18 protein-coding genes are annotated in these 18760 nt (G+C 44.7%); 14 read left to right on the forward strand and 4 right to left on the reverse strand.

Annotated elements, in window-relative coordinates; translation table 11 throughout:
* The coding region (locus KIH43_RS06055; protein WP_297718802.1) for a MoxR family ATPase at nucleotides 1-841 on the reverse strand (841 nt) is incomplete at its 3' end.
* A 171-nt stretch (nucleotides 842-1012) separates the two neighbouring features.
* Between KIH43_RS06055 and KIH43_RS06060 the strand changes: the two genes are divergently transcribed.
* Complete coding sequence (locus KIH43_RS06060; protein ID WP_297718805.1) at nucleotides 1013-1378, forward strand: cytochrome c; 366 nt, start codon at nucleotides 1013-1015, stop codon at nucleotides 1376-1378.
* Between the two features lie 13 nt (nucleotides 1379-1391).
* Nucleotides 1392-1745 (forward strand): cytochrome c, encoded by a 354-nt coding sequence (locus tag KIH43_RS06065; protein WP_297718807.1) that lies wholly within the window; start codon nucleotides 1392-1394, stop codon nucleotides 1743-1745.
* An 85-nt stretch (nucleotides 1746-1830) separates the two neighbouring features.
* Here KIH43_RS06065 and KIH43_RS06070 read toward each other — a convergent pair whose 3' ends face one another.
* Nucleotides 1831-2469, reverse strand: a complete 639-nt coding sequence (locus tag KIH43_RS06070; RefSeq protein ID WP_297718810.1) for a GntR family transcriptional regulator — start codon at nucleotides 2467-2469, stop codon at nucleotides 1831-1833.
* 93 nt (nucleotides 2470-2562) lie between these two features.
* On the opposite strand from KIH43_RS06070, the gene scpA reads away from it, so the two are divergent.
* The 8 genes from scpA to KIH43_RS06110 are packed head-to-tail and all read left to right on the forward strand — an operon-like array spanning nucleotide 2563 to nucleotide 11693.
* Nucleotides 2563-4746 (forward strand): methylmalonyl-CoA mutase, encoded by a 2184-nt coding sequence (gene scpA, locus KIH43_RS06075; RefSeq protein WP_297718813.1) that lies wholly within the window; start codon nucleotides 2563-2565, stop codon nucleotides 4744-4746.
* Nucleotides 4747-4766: 20 nt separating this feature from the next.
* The gene (meaB, locus tag KIH43_RS06080) at nucleotides 4767-5792 is read left to right on the forward strand and encodes a methylmalonyl Co-A mutase-associated GTPase MeaB (RefSeq protein ID WP_297718816.1); all 1026 of its coding nucleotides are present in this window, start codon (nucleotides 4767-4769) and stop codon (nucleotides 5790-5792) included.
* A gap of 10 nt (nucleotides 5793-5802) precedes the next feature.
* The gene (locus KIH43_RS06085) at nucleotides 5803-7335 is read left to right on the forward strand and encodes an acyl-CoA carboxylase subunit beta (protein ID WP_296967519.1); all 1533 of its coding nucleotides are present in this window, start codon (nucleotides 5803-5805) and stop codon (nucleotides 7333-7335) included.
* A 27-nt stretch (nucleotides 7336-7362) separates the two neighbouring features.
* Complete coding sequence (gene accC, locus KIH43_RS06090) at nucleotides 7363-9387, forward strand: acetyl-CoA carboxylase biotin carboxylase subunit (RefSeq protein ID WP_296967643.1); 2025 nt, start codon at nucleotides 7363-7365, stop codon at nucleotides 9385-9387.
* 10 nt (nucleotides 9388-9397) lie between these two features.
* Nucleotides 9398-9865 carry a VOC family protein gene (locus tag KIH43_RS06095; protein WP_297718819.1) on the forward strand — a complete coding sequence of 156 codons (468 nt, stop codon included), beginning with the start codon at nucleotides 9398-9400 and terminating at the stop codon, nucleotides 9863-9865.
* A 40-nt stretch (nucleotides 9866-9905) separates the two neighbouring features.
* Entirely contained in the window at nucleotides 9906-10643 is a 738-nt protein-coding gene (tsaB, locus tag KIH43_RS06100; protein ID WP_297718821.1) for a tRNA (adenosine(37)-N6)-threonylcarbamoyltransferase complex dimerization subunit type 1 TsaB, read from the forward strand.
* Nucleotides 10606-11163: a ribosomal protein S18-alanine N-acetyltransferase gene (gene rimI, locus KIH43_RS06105; RefSeq protein ID WP_297718824.1), complete on the forward strand. Its 558-nt coding sequence runs from the start codon at nucleotides 10606-10608 to the stop codon at nucleotides 11161-11163. Before tsaB ends, rimI begins: the two co-directional genes overlap by 38 nt.
* Nucleotides 11160-11693 (forward strand): DNA polymerase III subunit psi, encoded by a 534-nt coding sequence (locus tag KIH43_RS06110; RefSeq protein WP_297718827.1) that lies wholly within the window; start codon nucleotides 11160-11162, stop codon nucleotides 11691-11693. The genes rimI and KIH43_RS06110 overlap by 4 nt, the downstream gene beginning before the upstream one ends.
* A 13-nt stretch (nucleotides 11694-11706) precedes the next feature.
* On the opposite strand, the gene lplT is transcribed toward KIH43_RS06110, so the two are convergent.
* A complete protein-coding gene (gene lplT, locus KIH43_RS06115) occupies nucleotides 11707-13026 on the reverse strand; it encodes a lysophospholipid transporter LplT (RefSeq protein WP_297718831.1) in 1320 nt (439 codons plus the stop codon).
* Between the two features lie 74 nt (nucleotides 13027-13100).
* Here lplT and alr point away from each other — a divergent pair, with 74 nt between their 5' ends.
* Nucleotides 13101-14195: an alanine racemase gene (gene alr, locus KIH43_RS06120; protein ID WP_296967644.1), complete on the forward strand. Its 1095-nt coding sequence runs from the start codon at nucleotides 13101-13103 to the stop codon at nucleotides 14193-14195.
* Nucleotides 14196-14265: 70 nt separating this feature from the next.
* On the opposite strand, the gene KIH43_RS06125 is transcribed toward alr, so the two are convergent.
* Entirely contained in the window at nucleotides 14266-15180 is a 915-nt protein-coding gene (locus KIH43_RS06125; protein ID WP_297718833.1) for an outer membrane protein assembly factor BamD, read from the reverse strand.
* Between KIH43_RS06125 and KIH43_RS06130 the strand changes: the two genes are divergently transcribed.
* The 3 genes from KIH43_RS06130 (at nucleotide 15174) to phaC (ending at nucleotide 18739) form a co-directional block, all read left to right on the forward strand.
* Nucleotides 15174-16229: an RluA family pseudouridine synthase gene (locus tag KIH43_RS06130; RefSeq protein WP_297718836.1), complete on the forward strand. Its 1056-nt coding sequence runs from the start codon at nucleotides 15174-15176 to the stop codon at nucleotides 16227-16229. The genes KIH43_RS06125 and KIH43_RS06130 overlap by 7 nt on opposite strands.
* On the forward strand, nucleotides 16210-16992 hold the full coding sequence (gene pgeF, locus KIH43_RS06135; protein ID WP_297718839.1) for a peptidoglycan editing factor PgeF: 783 nt from the start codon (nucleotides 16210-16212) through the stop codon (nucleotides 16990-16992). The genes KIH43_RS06130 and pgeF overlap by 20 nt, the downstream gene beginning before the upstream one ends.
* 124 nt (nucleotides 16993-17116) lie before the next feature.
* Nucleotides 17117-18739 (forward strand): class I poly(R)-hydroxyalkanoic acid synthase, encoded by a 1623-nt coding sequence (gene phaC / locus KIH43_RS06140; RefSeq protein ID WP_296967536.1) that lies wholly within the window; start codon nucleotides 17117-17119, stop codon nucleotides 18737-18739.
* Nucleotides 18740-18760 lie beyond the last annotated feature (21 nt).

Genomic DNA, 18760 nt, shown 5'->3' on the forward strand with positions numbered 1-18760 from the left:
AGATGTGTATAAGAGACAGCTTTAATAGAGCGCCATGCAGCGGAGGGACCACAATCTTTTCATCACTACTAAATAGAGCCTGCGGCGGGATATCTTCTGCTAATAGCAGTTTTAGCCAATCGATGAGTTCAGAGGTAGAAGGTTTTTTCTTGAGGCCTGGCAAAGAGCGTATCTGGTAGAAGGCTTTTAGAGCAGACTCTAAAAGGTCTTGTTTGATATGGGGGTGGTGCACATCAACAATGCTTTGCATCGTTTTTGCATCAGGGAAGGTAATGTAATGAAAGAAGCAGCGCCGTAAAAAAGCATCAGGCAACTCTTTTTCATTGTTGGATGTGATGATGACTAAAGGACGATGTTTTGCTTTAATCAGTTCCCGCGTTTCATATACATAAAACTCCATACGATCAATTTCACGTAGGAGATCATTAGGAAACTCTATATCAGCCTTGTCGATTTCATCAATCAGCAATACAGTAGGCTCATCTGCTTCAAAGGCTTGCCACAATACTCCTTTGACAATGTAATTACGAATGTCTTTTACTTTCTCGTCGCCAAGTTGCGAATCACGCAAGCGACTCACAGCATCGTATTCATAAAGACCTTGTTGCGCTTTTGTAGTTGATTTGATGTGCCACTGCAATAAAGGCATTTTGAGGGCGGACGCAACTTCCTCGGCCAACATGGTCTTGCCAGTACCGGGTTCGCCTTTAATCAAAAGAGGGCGCTGTAACGCCATCGCAGCATTCACTGCTAATTTCAGATCATCTGTCGCGACATAGCTTTGACTCCCCTCAAAGCGGTTGGAGGATGCTGGTGGGGAATGGTTTGCTGAAGTGGACATAGGCAGAATCAGATGATGATTTATGAGACGTTTAAGTATAGGTAAATAGGGCTAGTTTTTCAGTATTTATACTGATTTTGAGGTCAAAAAGGGGTAAATCATGGTGGAGAGGGCTTCAGTCCGCTATACTCTCCCGAGTTGATCTAAATCAAACTCATAAAACTGATTTCTATGAAAAAACTCTCATTTATTTCGCGCCTACTATTGTGTGCTGGTGTAGTTTTCACAGCATATACAGCCCATGCTGAAGAAGTTAAAGGCAATGCAGCTGCGGGTAACGGTAAAGTCTGGCTTTGTGTAGGCTGCCATTCCATTCCTGATTACAGGGCCGATTATCCCTTGGTTTATCGTGTACCTATGTTGGGTGGCCAAAACGCTGCTTACATTGCTTCTTCTCTGTCTGAATATAAAAAGGGCAACAGAAAGCATCCAACCATGCGTTCAATTGCAGCAAGCCTATCTGATCAAGATATGGCAGATATTGCTGAGTACTATGCTGCGCAAACTGCCAGCTCACCTAACAATCCTTTGAAGTGATAGAGGCACGTTCATGAAATTCGCACTCATTACAACGGCATTACTCTCTAGCATTGGTCTTGTAAATATTGCCAATGCAGCCAATCTTGAAAAGGGCAAAGCTTTAGTAGAAAAAGCCAATTGCGCTTCTTGTCATGGCGCAGGTCTAAATGCCCCCATTCTTCCAGCCTATCCAAAGTTAGCTGGTCAGTATCCTGATTATTTGTACTACGCCTTAAAGGCCTACAAAGTAGGTAACGGAAACGCCCAGTACGGACGTAATAATGCCGTGATGGGTTCTCAAGTTCAGTCGTTTAGCGACGCCGATTTGCAAGACATGGCTGCTTATATTGCATCCTTGCCTGGAAACTTTGTTATCAAGAAGTAATTCATACGTGCTGTAAAGCAAAGCTTCGCTGAAATAATGGCTTAGATGAATCATCTAGGCCATTATTTTTTAGAGGAAATGAACTTTATTTGAGAGCCTCCAGACCTCTTGTTAGGTGCTTGCGCATCGCCGTCTCGGCTCCGGCCTGATCGCGTTTTAAGAGGGCATTCAGAATAGCCCGATGCTCAATGAGTGAGTTTTGCAACCTTCCGGTACTCATGAGCGAATCCTTGCGATGCAATTTAAGAACTTTTCGCAGGTCAGCGATGACGCCATTCATCCAGCGATTGCCCGCAATTTCTTGTATGAGCTCATGAAATTTGCCATTAATTTCAAAGAATTGCTCAATATCTCTATCCGCGGCGGCCTTCTCAAGACGGTGGTGCCAGTAGTCCAATTGATTAAGCTCTTCTTCCGTGGCTTTGGAAGCCGTTTCTCTTGCCGCTTCGCCTTCTAAGAGGGTAAGAACACAAAATATCTGCTCCAAATCCTTTTTTGCTACCTCAGTGACATAGGCGCCGCGACGCATTTTGATGGTTACCAGACCTTCAGACGCTAAAACCTTGATGGCTTCACGCATTGGGGTTCTACTAATGCCAAACTGTTCAGCCAAGCTTTGTTCGTCTAGCCAGCTTCCTGGGGCTAATTGTTTGGCAAAAATCTGCTCTCGCAGACGATCTGCGACATCTTCATAAAGAGGTCGATTATTCAATTTTGTATTCATAATTATGAATACATGATATCTAGACAAAATAGAAATAGTCAAGCAGAATTAACAAATCTTATATGCAACGCAACATAAATACGGGAGTGCCTTGTGAGTTCAGAAAAGAAAAATCTATCTAGTTCATGGCCATTATTTCCAGAAGCCAATTTGGAGGCTTGGAAAAAGTCTGCACAAAAATCTGCTCCTAATGGAGATGTAGATAAATTAGGATGGAAAACTCCCGATGGCATTCAGCTTAAAGCGCTGTACACCTCTGCCGATACCAAAGGGTTGAACTACATAGATACACTTCCAGGTTTTGAGCCGTTTGTGCGCGGTCCCCAAGCCACGATGTATTCCGTTCGTCCATGGACGATTCGTCAATATGCAGGTTTTTCGACTGCCGAAGAATCCAATGCGTTTTATCGAAAAGCGCTTGAAGCTGGTGGTCAGGGTGTATCTGTAGCGTTCGATTTGGCGACACATCGTGGTTATGACTCTGATCATCCACGCGTCACTGGAGATGTTGGTAAAGCGGGTGTTGCAATTGATTCTGTCGAAGACATGAAAATTTTGTTTGACGGTATTCCGCTTGACAAGGTTTCCGTATCAATGACGATGAATGGAGCCGTTTTACCTGTATTGGCAGGCTACATCGTAGCGGGTGAAGAGCAAGGCGTGAAGCAAGAGCAGTTATCTGGAACTATTCAGAATGACATTCTCAAAGAGTTCATGGTGCGAAACACCTACATTTATCCGCCAGAGCCTTCCATGCGCATTATTGGTGACATTATTGAGTACACCGCTAAGCATATGCCGAAATTTAACTCGATCTCTATTTCGGGTTATCACATGCAAGAAGCAGGTGCCAATCAGGTTTTAGAACTGGCATTTACCTTGGCTGACGGTAAGGAGTATGTGAAAACGGCCTTAGCAAAAGGGTTGGACGTAGATGGCTTTGCTGGGCGACTTTCGTTCTTCTTTGCAATTGGCATGAATTTTTATCTTGAAGTTGCAAAGTTGCGCGCAGCCCGCTTGCTCTGGTGGCGCATCATGAAGTCGTTTGAACCAAAAAATCCAAAGTCTTTGATGTTGCGTACACATTGCCAAACTTCAGGCTGGTCTTTGACAGAGCAAGATCCTTATAACAACGTTGTGAGAACCACTGTAGAAGCAATGGCAGCAGTCTTTGGTGGTACACAGTCGTTGCATACCAACTCTTTAGATGAAGCGATTGCATTGCCTTCAGAGTTTTCAAGTCGTATCGCCCGTAACACTCAGTTGATTCTCCAAGAAGAAACCCATATTACGAGTGTGATAGACCCGTGGGCGGGTTCTTACATGATGGAAAACCTCACCCAAGAAATGGCAGATAAAGCTTGGGAAATCATACAAGAAGTTGATGCCATGGGCGGCATGACTAAGGCGGTGGAAAGTGGCTGGGCAAAGCTCAAAATTGAAGCTGCAGCTGCTGAAAAACAAGCAAAAATTGACTCTGGTGCAGATGTCATTGTGGGCGTTAATAAATACAAGCTTGGCAAAGAAGATCTTGTTGATGTATTGATGATTGACAACGACAAGGTGCGCGAAGGTCAGGTTGCACGCTTGAAAGACATTAAGGCAAAGCGTGATAGTAAGAAGGTAGAGGCAGCATTAGAGGCGCTCACCAAGGCTGCAGAGGATAACTCCGGTAACTTATTAGAGTTATCTGTCAATGCAATTCGTTTGCGTGCTACCGTTGGTGAAGTATCAGATGCATTGGAAAAAGTTTACGGGCGCCACCGCGCCGATACTCAAAAGGTGACCGGAGTGTATGCAGCCGCTTACGACTCAGCAGAGGGCTGGGCAAAGTTACAAACAGAGATTGCTGATTTTGCTAAAGAATTTGGTCGTCGTCCACGGGTGATGATCGCCAAGTTAGGACAGGATGGGCATGATCGTGGCGCAAAAGTGGTAGCAACTGCATATGCAGATTTGGGCTTTGATGTTGACATCGGTCCTTTGTTCCAAACTCCTGAAGAATGTGCGCGTCAAGCGATTGAGAATGACGTGCATGCATTAGGAATTTCAACTTTAGCTGCTGGTCACAAAACCTTAGTGCCTGCGATCATTGCTGAATTGAAGAAGCAAGGATCTGATGACATTATCGTGTTTGTTGGTGGTGTCATTCCACGACAAGACTACGAGTTCCTCTATGAAGCTGGCGTAAAAGGGATTTATGGTCCCGGCACACCAATTCCAGCTTCGGCCAAAGATGTTCTGGAGCAAATTCGCAAGTCAGTTAAGCCAGTTTAATTAAGATTGAGCTCTTGAGAATGCTTGAAGCTGCTGATCTTGCTTTGGTAAGTGATCTAGCTGATGCGCCATCGCTAAAACAGCGTCGCGCATTAGCTAAAGTCATTACCTTACTTGAATCTACGCGCTTAGATCACCGCAAGCGTGCGGATGATGTTCTTAATACTTTGCTCCCTAGAACTGGTAATTCATTTCGTTTAGGAATTTCGGGTGTACCGGGTGTGGGTAAGTCCACTCTCATTGAAACGCTTGGGCTTTATTTGATTGAAAAGGGGCATCGTGTTGCTGTTTTAGCAATTGATCCCTCATCAAGTTTGTCTGGAGGATCCATTTTGGGGGATAAAACCCGAATGGAACGTTTATCGGTACTGGAAAATGCTTTCATTCGTCCAAGCCCATCTTCATTGACATTGGGTGGGGTCGCTGAAAAAACGCGCGAAGCCATGTTGGTCGCTGAAGCTGCCGGGTTTGACATCATCATTGTTGAAACAGTTGGTGTTGGCCAGAGTGAGATCGCCGTTGCCGGTATGACTGATATGTTTTTACTCTTGCAGTTGCCTAATGCGGGTGATGATTTGCAAGCAATCAAAAAAGGCGTAATGGAAATTGCCGACTTAATTGTGATCAATAAAGTTGACCTTGATCCTGATGCGGCAATGCGCGCACAGCTCTTTATTACAAGTTCCTTGAGATTGCTAGGTTTTCAGGGGAATCCAGATCACGCATCACATGATCAATCTCACTGGCATCCTACTGTCATGACGCTCAGCGCGCTTGAGGGGAGGGGCATCCCAGAGCTTTGGGAAAAAATTTCACACTTTCAAACTCTTCAAAAAGCCAATGGCAAATTTGAAGCGCGGCGCAAACAACAAGCTGGCGCCTGGATGTGGGATCGGATTGATGCGGGTTTAAAAAATGCTTTTAGAAGTAATGAAGCTGTTCAAGCATTGTTACCAAATTTAGTAGCACAAGTAAATCAGGGAACCATGGCGCCTTCAGTGGCAGCAAGACGCTTATTGGAGACCATGGGTCATGAATTTTTCTAAGGAGTAGGTAATGAAGGAAATCATTCAGCAACTTGAAGCAAAGCGCGAGCTTGCTCGGCTAGGCGGCGGGCAAAAGCGTATTCAGGCGCAACACTCAAAAGGCAAGTTAACAGCGCGTGAGCGTATTGAGCTCTTGCTTGATGCTGGCACTTTCGAAGAATGGGATATGTTTGTTGAGCACCGCTGCCATGATTTTGGTATGGGCGATCAAACAGTTCCAGGTGACGGCGTTGTAACTGGGTATGGAATGATTAATGGCCGCTTAGTTTTTGTTTTCTCTCAGGACTTTACTGTGCTTGGAGGTTCATTATCTGAAGCGCATGCAGAGAAAATTTGCAAAATCATGGACCAAGCACTTAAAGTTGGTGCTCCTGTCATTGGGTTGAATGACTCTGGTGGTGCGCGTATTCAAGAAGGCGTTGCATCACTAGGTGGCTATGCAGAAATATTCCAGCGTAACGTCACTGCTTCCGGCGTGATCCCACAGATTTCCTTGATCATGGGTCCATCAGCAGGTGGCGCTGTGTATTCACCGGCGTTAACGGACTTTATCTTCATGGTGAAAGATAGTTCATATATGTTTGTTACGGGTCCTGAGGTCGTCAAAACTGTGACGCACGAGGATGTAACTTCTGAAGAGTTGGGTGGCGCGGTTACCCATTCAACTATCTCTGGTGTTTGTGATTTAGCTTTTGAGAATGATGTAGACGCGATCATGATGTTGCGTCGCTTCTTCAATTACTTACCACTTTCTAATCGTGAAAAACCACCTCTTATTAAAGGTGCCAATCGTACCGAGGAGCCTGATTACTCATTAGACACATTGGTACCGTCAAATCCAAATCAGCCATATGACATGAAGGAGTTGATTGAGAAGATTGTGGATGATGGGGAGTTTTTTGAGCTCCAACCTGATTACGCTAAAAATATTGTTATCGGTTTTGCGCGTATAGAGGGCCGCTCCATAGGTATTGTGGCAAATCAGCCGCTAGTTCTAGCAGGTTGCTTAGATATCAAAGCATCTATTAAAGCGGCCCGTTTTGTGCGTTTCTGCGATGCATTTAATATTCCAGTGGTCACCTTGGTTGACGTGCCAGGCTTTATGCCAGGTACTGCTCAGGAATACGGAGGCATTATTAAGCATGGTGCTAAGTTGTTGTATGCCTATGCAGATTGCACCGTACCAAAAGTGACTTTAATTACTCGTAAAGCCTACGGCGGTGCTTATGACGTGATGGCGTCGAAACATTTGCGTGGCGACGTGAACTTTGCTTGGCCTTCAGCTGAAATTGCTGTTATGGGTCCAAAAGGCGCTGTTGAAATTATCTTCCGTGAAGAAAAATCTGATCCAGAAAAAATTGCTGCACGTGAGGCTGAGTACAAATCTAAGTTTGCCAATCCATTTGTAGCAGGACGCCGTGGATATATTGATGACGTGATCCTGCCTCATGAGACTCGCAAACGCATTGCACGCTCTTTAGCCATGCTCAAAGATAAAGACTTAAAGAATCCTGCGCGTAAACACGGCAACATTCCTCTGTAAAGGCGCTGACACATTATGACTACGAAAATGTTTAAGAAAATTTTGATTGCTAACCGCGGTGAAATTGCTTGCCGTGTGATTAAAACAGCCCAAAAAATGGGAATTAAGACTGTTGCAGTTTATTCCGAGGCAGATAAGGAAGCGCGTCATGTGCAGTTAGCTGATGAGGCGGTATGCATTGGGCCAGCACCTTCGCGTGAATCGTATCTTGTCATGGACCGCATTATTGCTGCTTGCAAAGATACTGGCGCTGAAGCAGTTCACCCTGGGTATGGATTTTTATCTGAAAATGAACAATTTGCTAAGCGCTGTGAAGACGAGGGCATTGTTTTTATTGGTCCAAAATACCAATCGATTGCCGCAATGGGCGATAAGATTGCCTCTAAAAAGCTTGCTTTAGAGGCCAAAGTAAATACGATTCCTGGCTACAACGAGGCAATTGAAACGACTGAAAAAGCGGTCAAGATTGCACAGGACATTGGCTATCCAGTGATGATCAAGGCATCAGCAGGAGGCGGCGGCAAAGGTCTACGTGTTGCGTTTAATGACAAAGAAGCTGCCGAAGGTTTTGCGGCTTGTAAGACTGAGGCAATGAATAGCTTTGGTGACGATCGCATCTTTATCGAAAAGTTTGTTGAGGGTCCAAGACATATTGAGATTCAGGTATTGGGCGATTCTCATGGAAATGTGGTCTATCTCAATGAACGAGATTGCTCGATTCAACGCCGTCATCAAAAAGTGATTGAAGAAGCTCCATCACCATTTATTGATCCAGCCACTCGCAAAGCAATGGGCGAACAAGCGGTTGCCTTAGCAAAAGCGGTCAATTATCAATCCGCTGGTACTGTTGAATTTGTGGTTGGCAAGGATAAATCATTCTATTTCCTTGAAATGAATACTCGCTTGCAGGTTGAACACCCTGTAACTGAATGTATTACGGGTCTTGATTTAGTTGAGCAAATGATTCGAGTAGCTGCTGGTGAAAAGCTAGCATTTAAGCAAGAGGATGTAAAACTTGACGGTTGGTCAATGGAGTGCCGTATTAATGCAGATGACCCATTCCGTAACTTCTTGCCTTCGACAGGTCGTTTGGTTAAGTATCGTCCACCAGAATCTGTTAATGGAGTTCGTGTAGATACTGGCGTATATGAGGGTGGTGAGATCCCGATGTACTACGACTCTATGATTGCTAAATTAATTGTTCATGGTAAAGATCGCGCTGAAGCAATCGAAAAGATGCGTTCTGCCTTGAATGATTTTGTCATTCGTGGCATTCACTCAAATGTCCCCTTCCAGGCGGCATTGTTACAGCATCCTCGCTTTGTGAATGGTGATTTCACAACAGGCTTTATTGCAGAGGAGTATCCAGAAGGCTTTAAGAAGGATTCTGTACAGCCCGCTGATCCTAAGCGTTTAGCAGCATTGGCAGCTTTCATGCGTTATCGCTATCTTGAGCATATCAAGATGATTGATGGTCAGCTTGCTGGCCATGAAATGGTGATTGCTAAGAAGTTTGTGGTGGTTACTGGCAAGAAATCAGGATCCATGACAGATCCTCATGAAGTGCCCATTCGTGTAGAGCTAAAAGAAGGCGTTTACTCTGTCTATATTGATGAAAAAGATGGCGTGAGTCGTTACGATATTGTTAGCGATTGGCGTCCAGGACAGATTTGTTTGCACGCCACAATTAACGGCACTCAAAAAATAACGGCTCAGGTCGAGCGTAAGGGCGTTAAGTTTTACTTGGTCTTAGATGGCGCTCATTACGAGTGCATGGTGCTCAGCCCCTTAGGCGCTGAATTGCAGCGTCGCATGCCGGTGAAGCTTCCTCCCGATACCTCTAAGTTGGTGATGTCTCCAATGCCAGGTCTTTTAACAAAGATTGCTGTAAAAGTTGGTGAATCAGTCACTGCTGGTCAAAAACTGGCTTCCATTGAGGCAATGAAAATGGAAAATACCCTTTCTGCGTCGCAGGATGGTGTAGTTGCTGAAATTTGTGCCAAGGAAGGTGATAGCTTGGCGGTCGATCAACTCATTATTCGATTTGAGTAGAAAGGTATTTATGAGCGCAAAGCCATTCAAAATCCTTGGCATTCAACAAATTGCCATTGGCGGTGAAAGTAAAGATCGTCTGAGAAAGCTCTGGGTTGATATGCTAGGGTTTGACTATAAAAGTACTTTTGTTTCTGAGCGAGAGAACGTTGACGAGGACATTTGTGCTATTGGCAATGGAGCTCATGAGATTGAAGTTGACCTCATGCAGCCTTTTGATATCAATAAAAAGCCAGCAGTGCATCAGACACCGCTCAATCATATTGGTTTGTGGGTAGATGACTTGCCTAAGGCGGTCGAATGGCTATCTGCGAATGGGTTACGATTTGCGCCTGGCGGCATTCGTAAAGGCGCAGCTGGATACGACATTACTTTTGTGCATCCCAAAGGTAATGATGAGTTTCCCATTAGCGGTGAGGGGGCATTAATTGAATTGGTTCAGGCTCCACCAGAGGTCATTGCTGGTTTGAGTTCATAATCGGGTTTACAGCCAATGAATCACTAGAAGCGATTAACCAATGCCGCAATTATTAGCCATCGACACCTCATCCGCTTGGTGTTCGGTGGCTTTATCTTTAGATCATCAGGATCCGATACTTCGACACGAAGAGGTATCGGCAGGCGCAAGTCGGTTATTGCTTCCTTGGATTGATGAGGTTTTGGCGCAAGCTAATCAATCGCTTGCATCGTTAGATGCGATTGCCATTGGTATAGGACCCGGAGCCTTTACAGGAGTCCGTTTAGGGATTGCTGCAGTTCAAGGTTTAGCTTTATCAACTGATTTGCCGGTGATCCCTGTTGTAAGTCTAGATGCAATTGCGGCGCAAGCAACAAAGAGTGCGCAATTTAAAGAGCATGATCCTCAGCATTTTGTTGTAGCCATTGATGCACGTATGGAAGAAATTTACTGGGCAAAATACCGTTCTAACGGAATGGATTGTTTGCCTATCCGCATTAGTGAAATTCAACTTTCAAAACCAGAGGATATCGATCTTGATCAAGTAGATTATCTCGCTGGAAGTGCATTGAAGGCATATGAGAGTAGGCTTTTTGGTCGCTATTCGCTACCTGCGCAAGCTTGTGATGGAGATATTGCGATTTCAGCTTTGGGTATATTGGATTATGCAAAGCAATTGTGGGCCGAGGGTAAGCAAATCCCGGTGACTAACTTAGAGCCTTTATACATTCGGAATAAAGTAGCTCTAACAACTGCCGAGCGTGAAGCAATCTTTAGCCAAGGGGTCGATGGTGGCTGAGCATGAACATGTGGCAGAGCTCTCATTCATGCCAATGCAGGCCTCTGATTTAGATCAAGTGCTTTCGATTGAAAATATCTCACACATTCATCCTTGGACACGGGGTAATTTTTCCGATTCTTTATCAGCTGGTCACTGGGCTTATTGCATTCGGCCGGCAGGAGCCCAATTGGATTTTGCGCCTGGAAGCTATTTAGATGAAGGTGTCTTGTGGGCATACTGCATTCTTTATCCAGCAGTCGATGAATTACATCTGCTCAATATCACAGTCGATCCAAAATTACGTAAACTCGGACTTGGCGCACGAATTATGTCTGCAATCGAGGGTGTTGCGTTTGAGCAAAATATGGCACGCGTGATATTAGAGGTAAGGCCTTCTAATAACCCAGCATTGGCCCTATATAAAAAATTGGGTTACGAGCAGATCGGTATGCGTAAAAATTACTATCCTGCAAGTGATATTGACGGCAATCGGGAGGATGCTATCGTGATGGCTAAATCGATTAAGCTAGAGCCATGAGTACACATACAGACTTCCTCCGGGAGATGGGCGTCACAGAGTGGATTTCCAGAGATTCATCTGTTTCACAGTTAACCCAGCCAAACTCCGTCAAGATGCAGATATCTACTGCATCCGAAACGCCTATGGATAACGAAGTTAAAGCAAGTCCTAAAGCCTTTTGGATGTTCTTTGGAAGCGAGCCAAAAGGCGATGCGCAGCAGTTGTTTCAAAACATTGTTCGAGCACTTGGTTTAAATCGCGATGAATGGGTTTGGAAAAGTCCTAATGACTCCGATAATAAAAATTTGCCAACCGAAATAAATGTGCCCATGGTTGCTATGGCGTTCGGTGGGCCGGCTGCGCAAAAAATCACTGGTGAACGTGACCCATTGCCACAATTACGTGAAACCATATTGGCACTTCATACAGAAGAGGATATTCCTGTGGTTGCTACATTCGATTTAAATCAATTAGTCAGAAAACCAATAGACAAGGCCTTGTTATGGCAAGACCTTTTACTTGCAAAATCTGTACTCCAAAATAGTTAGGATCTAAAGCAGATTAGTGCTTGTGTTCGCCAATAAGATGCATGGAGTCATACTCGGCTTGGTTTCGTTCATGACGTTTAATCACCAGCCACATGATGATGCTGACCGCTAAACCAAAGCCAATGATCACATATTGAATAGAGAAGTCTAACCATATGAGCAATGAGTAAATTGCCAGCATCGCTAATACAGAAATATTTTCATTAAAGTTTTGAACGGCAATGGAGTGGCCAGCGGACATTAGGACGTGGCCGCGATGTTGTAAAAGCGCATTCATAGGAACTACAAAATAGCCCGCTAGCCAGCCCACTAGGATAAGCAATCCATAGGCTGGCAATAAATTTAAGGTAATTTGCATTTTGCCAATCGACATTAGTGGTGTATTGGGCAAAAGATCTGCGTTATACAGTGCCATCAAGCAGACTATGAGACCCATTGCGACGCCATATGGCAAGACATTTAAAGACTTGCGGAGTGGAATTCGCCACGCTGCCCAGACTGCCCCACCAGCAACGCCAAATGCAGATATTGCCTGCAAAATAGCGCCCTGTGAGAGGTTCATGTGAAGAGCGACTTGCGCCCACTTAATCACAATAAACTGAAGCGTAGCACCAGCCCCCCAGAATAAAGTGGTTACCGCCAAAGAAATTTGACCCAAGCGATCATTCCAGAGGGTTCTGAAACACACTGCAAAATCTTTTATGAGTTCAATCGGATTGGTTTTCTGAGAAACATACCGAGCGCCAGTGTCTGGAATTTTGAGATTAATTAAAGCAGCAACCACATAAATCATCATGATGATCATGATGGCCGATTCAGCTGGGGTATCTATTCCGGTATCCATGCTAGGAAGGTCTAGCGCTAGAAGGCTTTGAGAAACAGTTGTGCTAATTAAGACGCCACCAAGAACGGTGCCCAAAATGATGGATCCTACCGTCAGGCCCTCAATCCAACCATTGGCAGCTACCAGTTTTTCAGGCGGGAGTAATTCAGTCAAAATCCCGTACTTTGCAGGTGAGTATGCTGCCGCTCCCAGTCCAACAATGGCGTAAGAAAGTAGGGGGTGTCCACCAAAGAGCATGGCAACACAGCCAACAAACTTGATGGTGTTTGTAATGAACATGACATTCCCTTTTGGTCGGGAATCAGCAAAAGCGCCCACAAATGCAGCAAGTAGTACATAAGACAATACGAAGAACAATTTGAGCAATGGGGTCATCCAGGCCGGAGCATTGAGCTGGACCAATAGGGCTATTGCCGCAATTAGGAGGGCATTATCGGCAAGCGACGAAAAAAATTGCGCCGCCATAATGATGTAAAAACTACGGTTCATTCGTACAATCTAGTCATTTATATTATTAAAGCATGAAAGGAGGGGCGGAAATGGGTGGGTCAGCTAATAGCTTGATAAATAGGCCAATTTTGGCCTCTATCCATACACAGGCCTTTCAGCATAACTTAAATCGCGTTCGTGAGCTTGCGCCAGAGTCCAAGATTTGGTCTGTTATCAAAGCGCGTTCATATGGCCATTCCTTGGCTGCTGCCCTTGAGGGCTTAGCCGCAACCGATGGGTTTGCGCTCTTGGATATCCAAGATGCGGCTTGGTTGCGAGAGCATGGATGGCAAGGCCGCATCTTACTCTTGGAGGGTTTATTTCATGAAAATGAATTGGATCTTGCTCAAGAATTGCATTGTGATCTGGTAGTTCATTGTGACGCCCAAATTGAGTGGTTAGAGCGTTATGCGGATAAAGTCCACAAGCCAATCAGTGTTTTTCTAAAAATGAATACGGGCATGAATCGCCTAGGGATGAAGCCTGCAGTATATCGCTCCGCTTTTCATCGACTACATGCGGCTGGGTATCGCATGCATCATATGACCCATTTTGCAAATGCAGATCAAATAGATCGTCAACCAACTGTCGGTAGTCAAGTTGAGTTATTTAATCAAACGATAGAGGGTCTTGATGGACCAACCTCTCTAGCCAACTCAGCGGCTGTTTTATGGCACCGAAACGCACTTGGTGACTGGGTGAGACCTGGAATTATGCTCTATGGGGCATCACCAACGGGTCTACATGAAGATATTGCGCACGCACATCTCAAAGCAGTGATGCAACTTCATAGCGAAATAATTGATATACAAGATGTACTTGCTGGTGATCGTATAGGGTATGGTGGTCGCTATGAGGCTCCTGAATCAATGCGAATTGGTATTGTTGCGTGTGGGTATGCGGATGGTTATCCCCGCCACGCCAAAGATGGCACTCCTGTATACGTCAGAGGTGGCAATGAGGGCGGCGTTGTATGTCCAATAGTGGGTCGAGTATCTATGGATATGCTGACCATCGATCTGCGTAATGCGCCATTTGCAAAGATTGGTAGTGTTGTAGAGCTTTGGGGTGATCAGGTACCAGTAGATCAAGTGGCTCAAATGAGCGACACGATTGGATATGAATTGCTTTGTGCGGTAGCTCCACGCGTACCAGTCAAAATTATTTGATTTAGAAAATAAAAATCCTCATTTAACGAGGATTTTTATTAGATGCACATAACAGGTCGAAAGAAGTTTTCTATTTATTCCAGATTTGCCACCATCTACGTTCTTTTTGAGAGCGCTGACCGGTTTCAAATACTTGGCTATCTGGGAAGTTCAACTTGAAAACTCGAATAGTGTCTTGGCTTAATTGCGTCATACCTAATTTCTCATAAGACTTTGCCAGGATATAAAGTGCTTCCTCAACGGCAGGTGCGCGATCATAATCGCGGATGACCAATTGCGCCCGGTTTGCAGAGGCAAGATATGCACCACGCTGATAATAAAAGCGGGCCACGATGACATCGGCTTCCGCAAGCGAATTGACGATATAACGCATACGGTCTAAAGAGTCAGGCGCGTATTTACTATTTGGAAAACGCTCAACAACTGTCTTAAATGATTCAAACGCTTCCTTAGCTGCCTTGGGATCGCGTTCACTCAGATCTTGCCCAGTGAATTTCCCTAGCCAGCCTAAATCATCATTAAAGGTAATGAGTCCCTTTAGGTAGTATGCGTAATCTAAGGTCGGGCTACCCTGGTGTAATTTAATAAAGCGATCGATCGCTACAAGAGCTTGAGTAGTTTCTTGGGCTTTCCAATAGCAATAAGCTGCATTAATTTGAGCTTGTTGAGAATAAGGACCAAATGGAAAGCGGGCTTCTAGCTTTTCAAAATATTTACCGCATTTTGCAAAGTCACCATCATTTAATTTATCTGTTGCTTCTGAGTAAAGTCTAGATTCCGACCAAATATCTGAATCGTCTTTTTGACCATCTCCACCTGCGCAGCCATTTAAGATTAGTAGCGCACAAATAAGGGTCAATCCAATAAAAAAGAGGCGATATGGTGTGTAGGGATGAGAATTTTGAGCAAAATTTGACCCAGCAAGCCTTAAACTGGCATCTGAAACTACTTTGGATATAACTGAAAGGCTTTTTAAGCGTGGCATTGCCGCAAACTCCGGATTCGAATCCTATTGATTATATCGATGAAGAGGATTTCATTTCCTTGGAAATTCCCATGGAATTGGCAGGCGAACGCCTTGATAAGGTGTTGGCGATGACTTTGCCCGATTTTTCCCGTAACCGACTCAAGGCCTGGGTTGAGGCGGGCGCCGTGATGGTTGATGGCAAGGTTACCAAGGCGCGGTATTTGCTTAAGGGTGGCGAGAGTGTCAAGGTCTTTCCTCAAGAGATGCCCGAGCAGTTTGCTTTTAGCCCAGAAGATATACCCCTTGATGTTGTTTATGAGGATGAATCCATCATTGTCTTAAATAAGCCACCAGGATTAGTCGTTCATCCTGCAGCTGGTAACTGGTCCGGGACCTTATTAAATGGGCTTCTTTATCGTTTCCCAGAGCTAAAGTCATTGCCTCGTGCTGGTATTGTCCACCGTTTAGATAAAAATACTTCAGGCTTAATGGTTGTGGCACGCACTGCGCAGTCTCAAACTGCCTTAGTTCGACAACTTCAAGATAGGACGGTAGGTCGACGCTACCTTGCGTGGGTCTGGGGAGATGCGCCAAGTCAAGGCAGGGTGTTAGCCAATATTGGTCGGGATCAACGAGATCGCTTAAAAATGGCAGCTAGCAGTTCTCAAGGTAAACCAGCTGCAACCCAATTTCGCCGTTTAGTGAAAGGCGCATTTAATGATGCACCAGTAGCACTACTAGAATGCCGCCTAGAAACCGGCCGTACCCATCAAATTCGGGTACACCTAGAATCACTGGGATTCCCATTATTAGGGGATCCTGTGTACCGCAAAAAAACGCCTGGTGCTGCAAAATCCCTGCCATTTAGTCGTCAGGCGTTGCATGCTTTTGCGCTTAGCCTGAGGCATCCTATCTCCCAAGAATGGGTTAGTTGGTTTCGTCTTCCTCCCTCAGACATTATTGAGTTATTACCCCAAGTCGGCATGAATGAAGCTGACTTACCAGACGAGGCTGCTGTTATAGAGTCAATTCATCAAGGGCGTACCAATGACACATCAAATACCTGAGGGTGCGTTGTTGTTTATTCGGCCTCAATGGGCTGCCCCTTCTTTCGTTCAATCCCTAGTAACAACACGAGAGGGTGGTATAAGTGAATTTCCATACCATTCTCTAAATCTAGGTGATCACGTTGGAGATTTGCCAGAAGATGTTGTCTTCAATAGAGCTTTATTGCACAAGCATTTACCCACAGAACCTATTTGGTTAAAGCAGGTACATGGAACGATCGTGAGCACCCCTTCAAGCCGAACCTGTGAGGCGGATGGGATTGTGAGCAATATTCCAGGAGAAGTGCTCGCCATCATGACGGCAGACTGTCTTCCAGTACTATTTGCTACTCAATCCGGCGGTGTAATAGGAGCTGCACATGCGGGTTGGCGTGGCTTATGTCAGGGCGTTTTAGAAAAAACGGCGCAATCCATGCGCGCGCTAGCCAATGACCCTAATGAGCCTATTCTTGCATGGCTTGGGCCAGCTATTGGTCCAACTGCTTTTGAAGTGGGTCTTGATGTAAAAGAGGCCTTTGAGGTATCTAATATTCCGTATCCATCAAATGCATTTATTCCCATCATAGAGAAACCAGGTAAATATTTTGCCAATTTGTATTTGTTGGCTCAATCTAGACTCAAGACAGTAGGTATAGAGAAAATTACTGGTGGTGATTTTTGCACTGTAAATCAGTCAAACCATTTTTTCTCTTATCGACGTGATGGTGTAACAGGTAGATTTGCTAGCTTAATTTGGATCGAACCTAAAAAAATACGTGCATAGTGTTTTTATTAACATCGTGCGGTGTGAGGGTTAGTACTAGATTGGGCCCTCATTTAGGGTTATTGCGTATAACTCTATAGGTCTTATGGATGGAGAATGATCTCTCACCATTTAAGAGACAATTATGTTTGCAGGAATGAATCCGAGTGCTACGCCATCTTTGGCACCGCACCATATGGCATTAATCCCCCAAGAGCGCCTCGCAGAAATTCAGAAAGAATATTTCACAGAGCTTGCCCACATCGCAACAAATCCAGAGGCGATTGAGGTAAAAGATCGCCGTTTCGCAGGAAAGGCATGGCATTCATCTTGGAGTAAGGTGATTGCTGCGACCTATCTACTCAATTCCAAGCATTTAATGTCATTGGCTAAGGCAGTTGAAACGGATGAGAAAACCCGTCAAAAGATTTTGTTTGCAACAGAGCAGATGATAGATGCCTTATCGCCGTCCAATTTCATGGCAACCAACCCTGAGGTCATTGAAAATATCATCAGCACCCAAGGCCAATCCATTCAAAAAGGTATCGTGAATCTGCTTGGTGATATGAAGAAGGGTAAAGTTTCTATTACCGACGAAAGTGCCTTTGAGGTTGGAAAAAATATTGCTACAACAGAAGGGCATGTCGTTTTCCGTAACGAGTTATTTGAGCTCATTCAATACACGCCATTAACAGAAACGGTTTTTGAGCGTCCTTACTTAATGGTGCCACCATGTATCAATAAGTATTACATCTTGGATTTACAACCTGATAATTCAGTGGTGCGCCATATGGTTGCCCAGGGACACACTGTTTTCCTGGTGTCCTGGAAAAATCCTGATGCCTCTATGGCAAAGGTGAGTTGGGACGATTATGTTGGTAAGGGCGTAATTAAAGCCATTGAGGTAGTTCAAGATATTAGCGAATCAAAACAAATCAATATTTTGGGTTTCTGCGTCGGTGGAACATTAACGACTTCTGCGCTGGCAGTATTGGCTGCCCGTGATGAACATCCCGCAGCTAGTCTGACGCTATTCACTACCTTACTTGATTTCACCAACACCGGCATCTTAGATGTATTTATTGATGAAGCGATGGTGGAGTTACGTGAAAACACCATTGGCGGTAAAACAGGTACTTATGGAATGATGTCTGGTTTGGATCTGGGCAATACGTTTTCCTTTTTGCGACCGAATGATCTTGTTTGGAATTATGTTGTTGATAATTACCTCAAAGGAAATTCACCACCCCCCTTTGATTTACTGTATTGGAATGGTGACTCAACAAATCTGCCTGGCAATATGTATTGCTGGTATCTGCGTCACACTTATTTACAAAACGATTTGGTCAAGCCTGGAAAGGTCACTATTTGTGGCGAGAAAATTGACCTAGGTAAGATTAAATGTCCTGCCTATTTATATGCATCCCAGGAAGATCACATCGTTCCGTGGCAATCTGCTTATGAGTCAACCCACATCCTCAAAGGTAAAAACCGCTTTGTGCTTGGTGCGTCTGGCCATATTGCTGGTGTTATAAACCCACCGGCCAAGAATAAGCGCTATTACTTTGAAAATAACAAGATTGCGCCAACCGCCGAAGAGTGGTTGGCAGATGCAAAGCAAATCCCAGGAAGTTGGTGGCCAAACTACACCAAATGGCTCGAGCAATTTGGCGGAGAACAAAAACCAGCCCCATCCAACTTTGGTAATGCAAAGTATAAAAAGATGGAAGCTGCACCAGGGGTTTATGTAAAAGAGAAAGCAGCCTGATTTAACAATAAACAAATTCAT

Origin of the sequence: Polynucleobacter sp. (genome assembly GCF_018500155.2) — a bacterium.
Lineage (GTDB): Bacteria > Pseudomonadota > Gammaproteobacteria > Burkholderiales > Burkholderiaceae > Polynucleobacter.

What these genes read in the sequence shown, in the direction of transcription:
- KIH43_RS06125 (WP_297718833.1), bottom strand. Translation starts at nt 15,180, where the DNA reads ATGCCACGCTTAAAAAGCCTTTCAGTTATATCCAAAGTAGTTTCAGAT.
- KIH43_RS06110 (WP_297718827.1), top strand. Translation starts at nt 11,160, where the DNA reads ATGAGTACACATACAGACTTCCTCCGGGAGATGGGCGTCACAGAGTGG.
- lplT (WP_297718831.1), bottom strand. Translation starts at nt 13,026, where the DNA reads ATGAACCGTAGTTTTTACATCATTATGGCGGCGCAATTTTTTTCGTCG.
- KIH43_RS06065 (WP_297718807.1), top strand. Translation starts at nt 1,392, where the DNA reads ATGAAATTCGCACTCATTACAACGGCATTACTCTCTAGCATTGGTCTT.
- KIH43_RS06070 (WP_297718810.1), bottom strand. Translation starts at nt 2,469, where the DNA reads ATGAATACAAAATTGAATAATCGACCTCTTTATGAAGATGTCGCAGAT.
- KIH43_RS06085 (WP_296967519.1), top strand. Translation starts at nt 5,803, where the DNA reads ATGAAGGAAATCATTCAGCAACTTGAAGCAAAGCGCGAGCTTGCTCGG.
- KIH43_RS06095 (WP_297718819.1), top strand. Translation starts at nt 9,398, where the DNA reads ATGAGCGCAAAGCCATTCAAAATCCTTGGCATTCAACAAATTGCCATT.
- meaB (WP_297718816.1), top strand. Translation starts at nt 4,767, where the DNA reads ATGCTTGAAGCTGCTGATCTTGCTTTGGTAAGTGATCTAGCTGATGCG.
- KIH43_RS06060 (WP_297718805.1), top strand. Translation starts at nt 1,013, where the DNA reads ATGAAAAAACTCTCATTTATTTCGCGCCTACTATTGTGTGCTGGTGTA.
- accC (WP_296967643.1), top strand. Translation starts at nt 7,363, where the DNA reads ATGTTTAAGAAAATTTTGATTGCTAACCGCGGTGAAATTGCTTGCCGT.
- phaC (WP_296967536.1), top strand. Translation starts at nt 17,117, where the DNA reads ATGTTTGCAGGAATGAATCCGAGTGCTACGCCATCTTTGGCACCGCAC.
- tsaB (WP_297718821.1), top strand. Translation starts at nt 9,906, where the DNA reads ATGCCGCAATTATTAGCCATCGACACCTCATCCGCTTGGTGTTCGGTG.
- pgeF (WP_297718839.1), top strand. Translation starts at nt 16,210, where the DNA reads ATGACACATCAAATACCTGAGGGTGCGTTGTTGTTTATTCGGCCTCAA.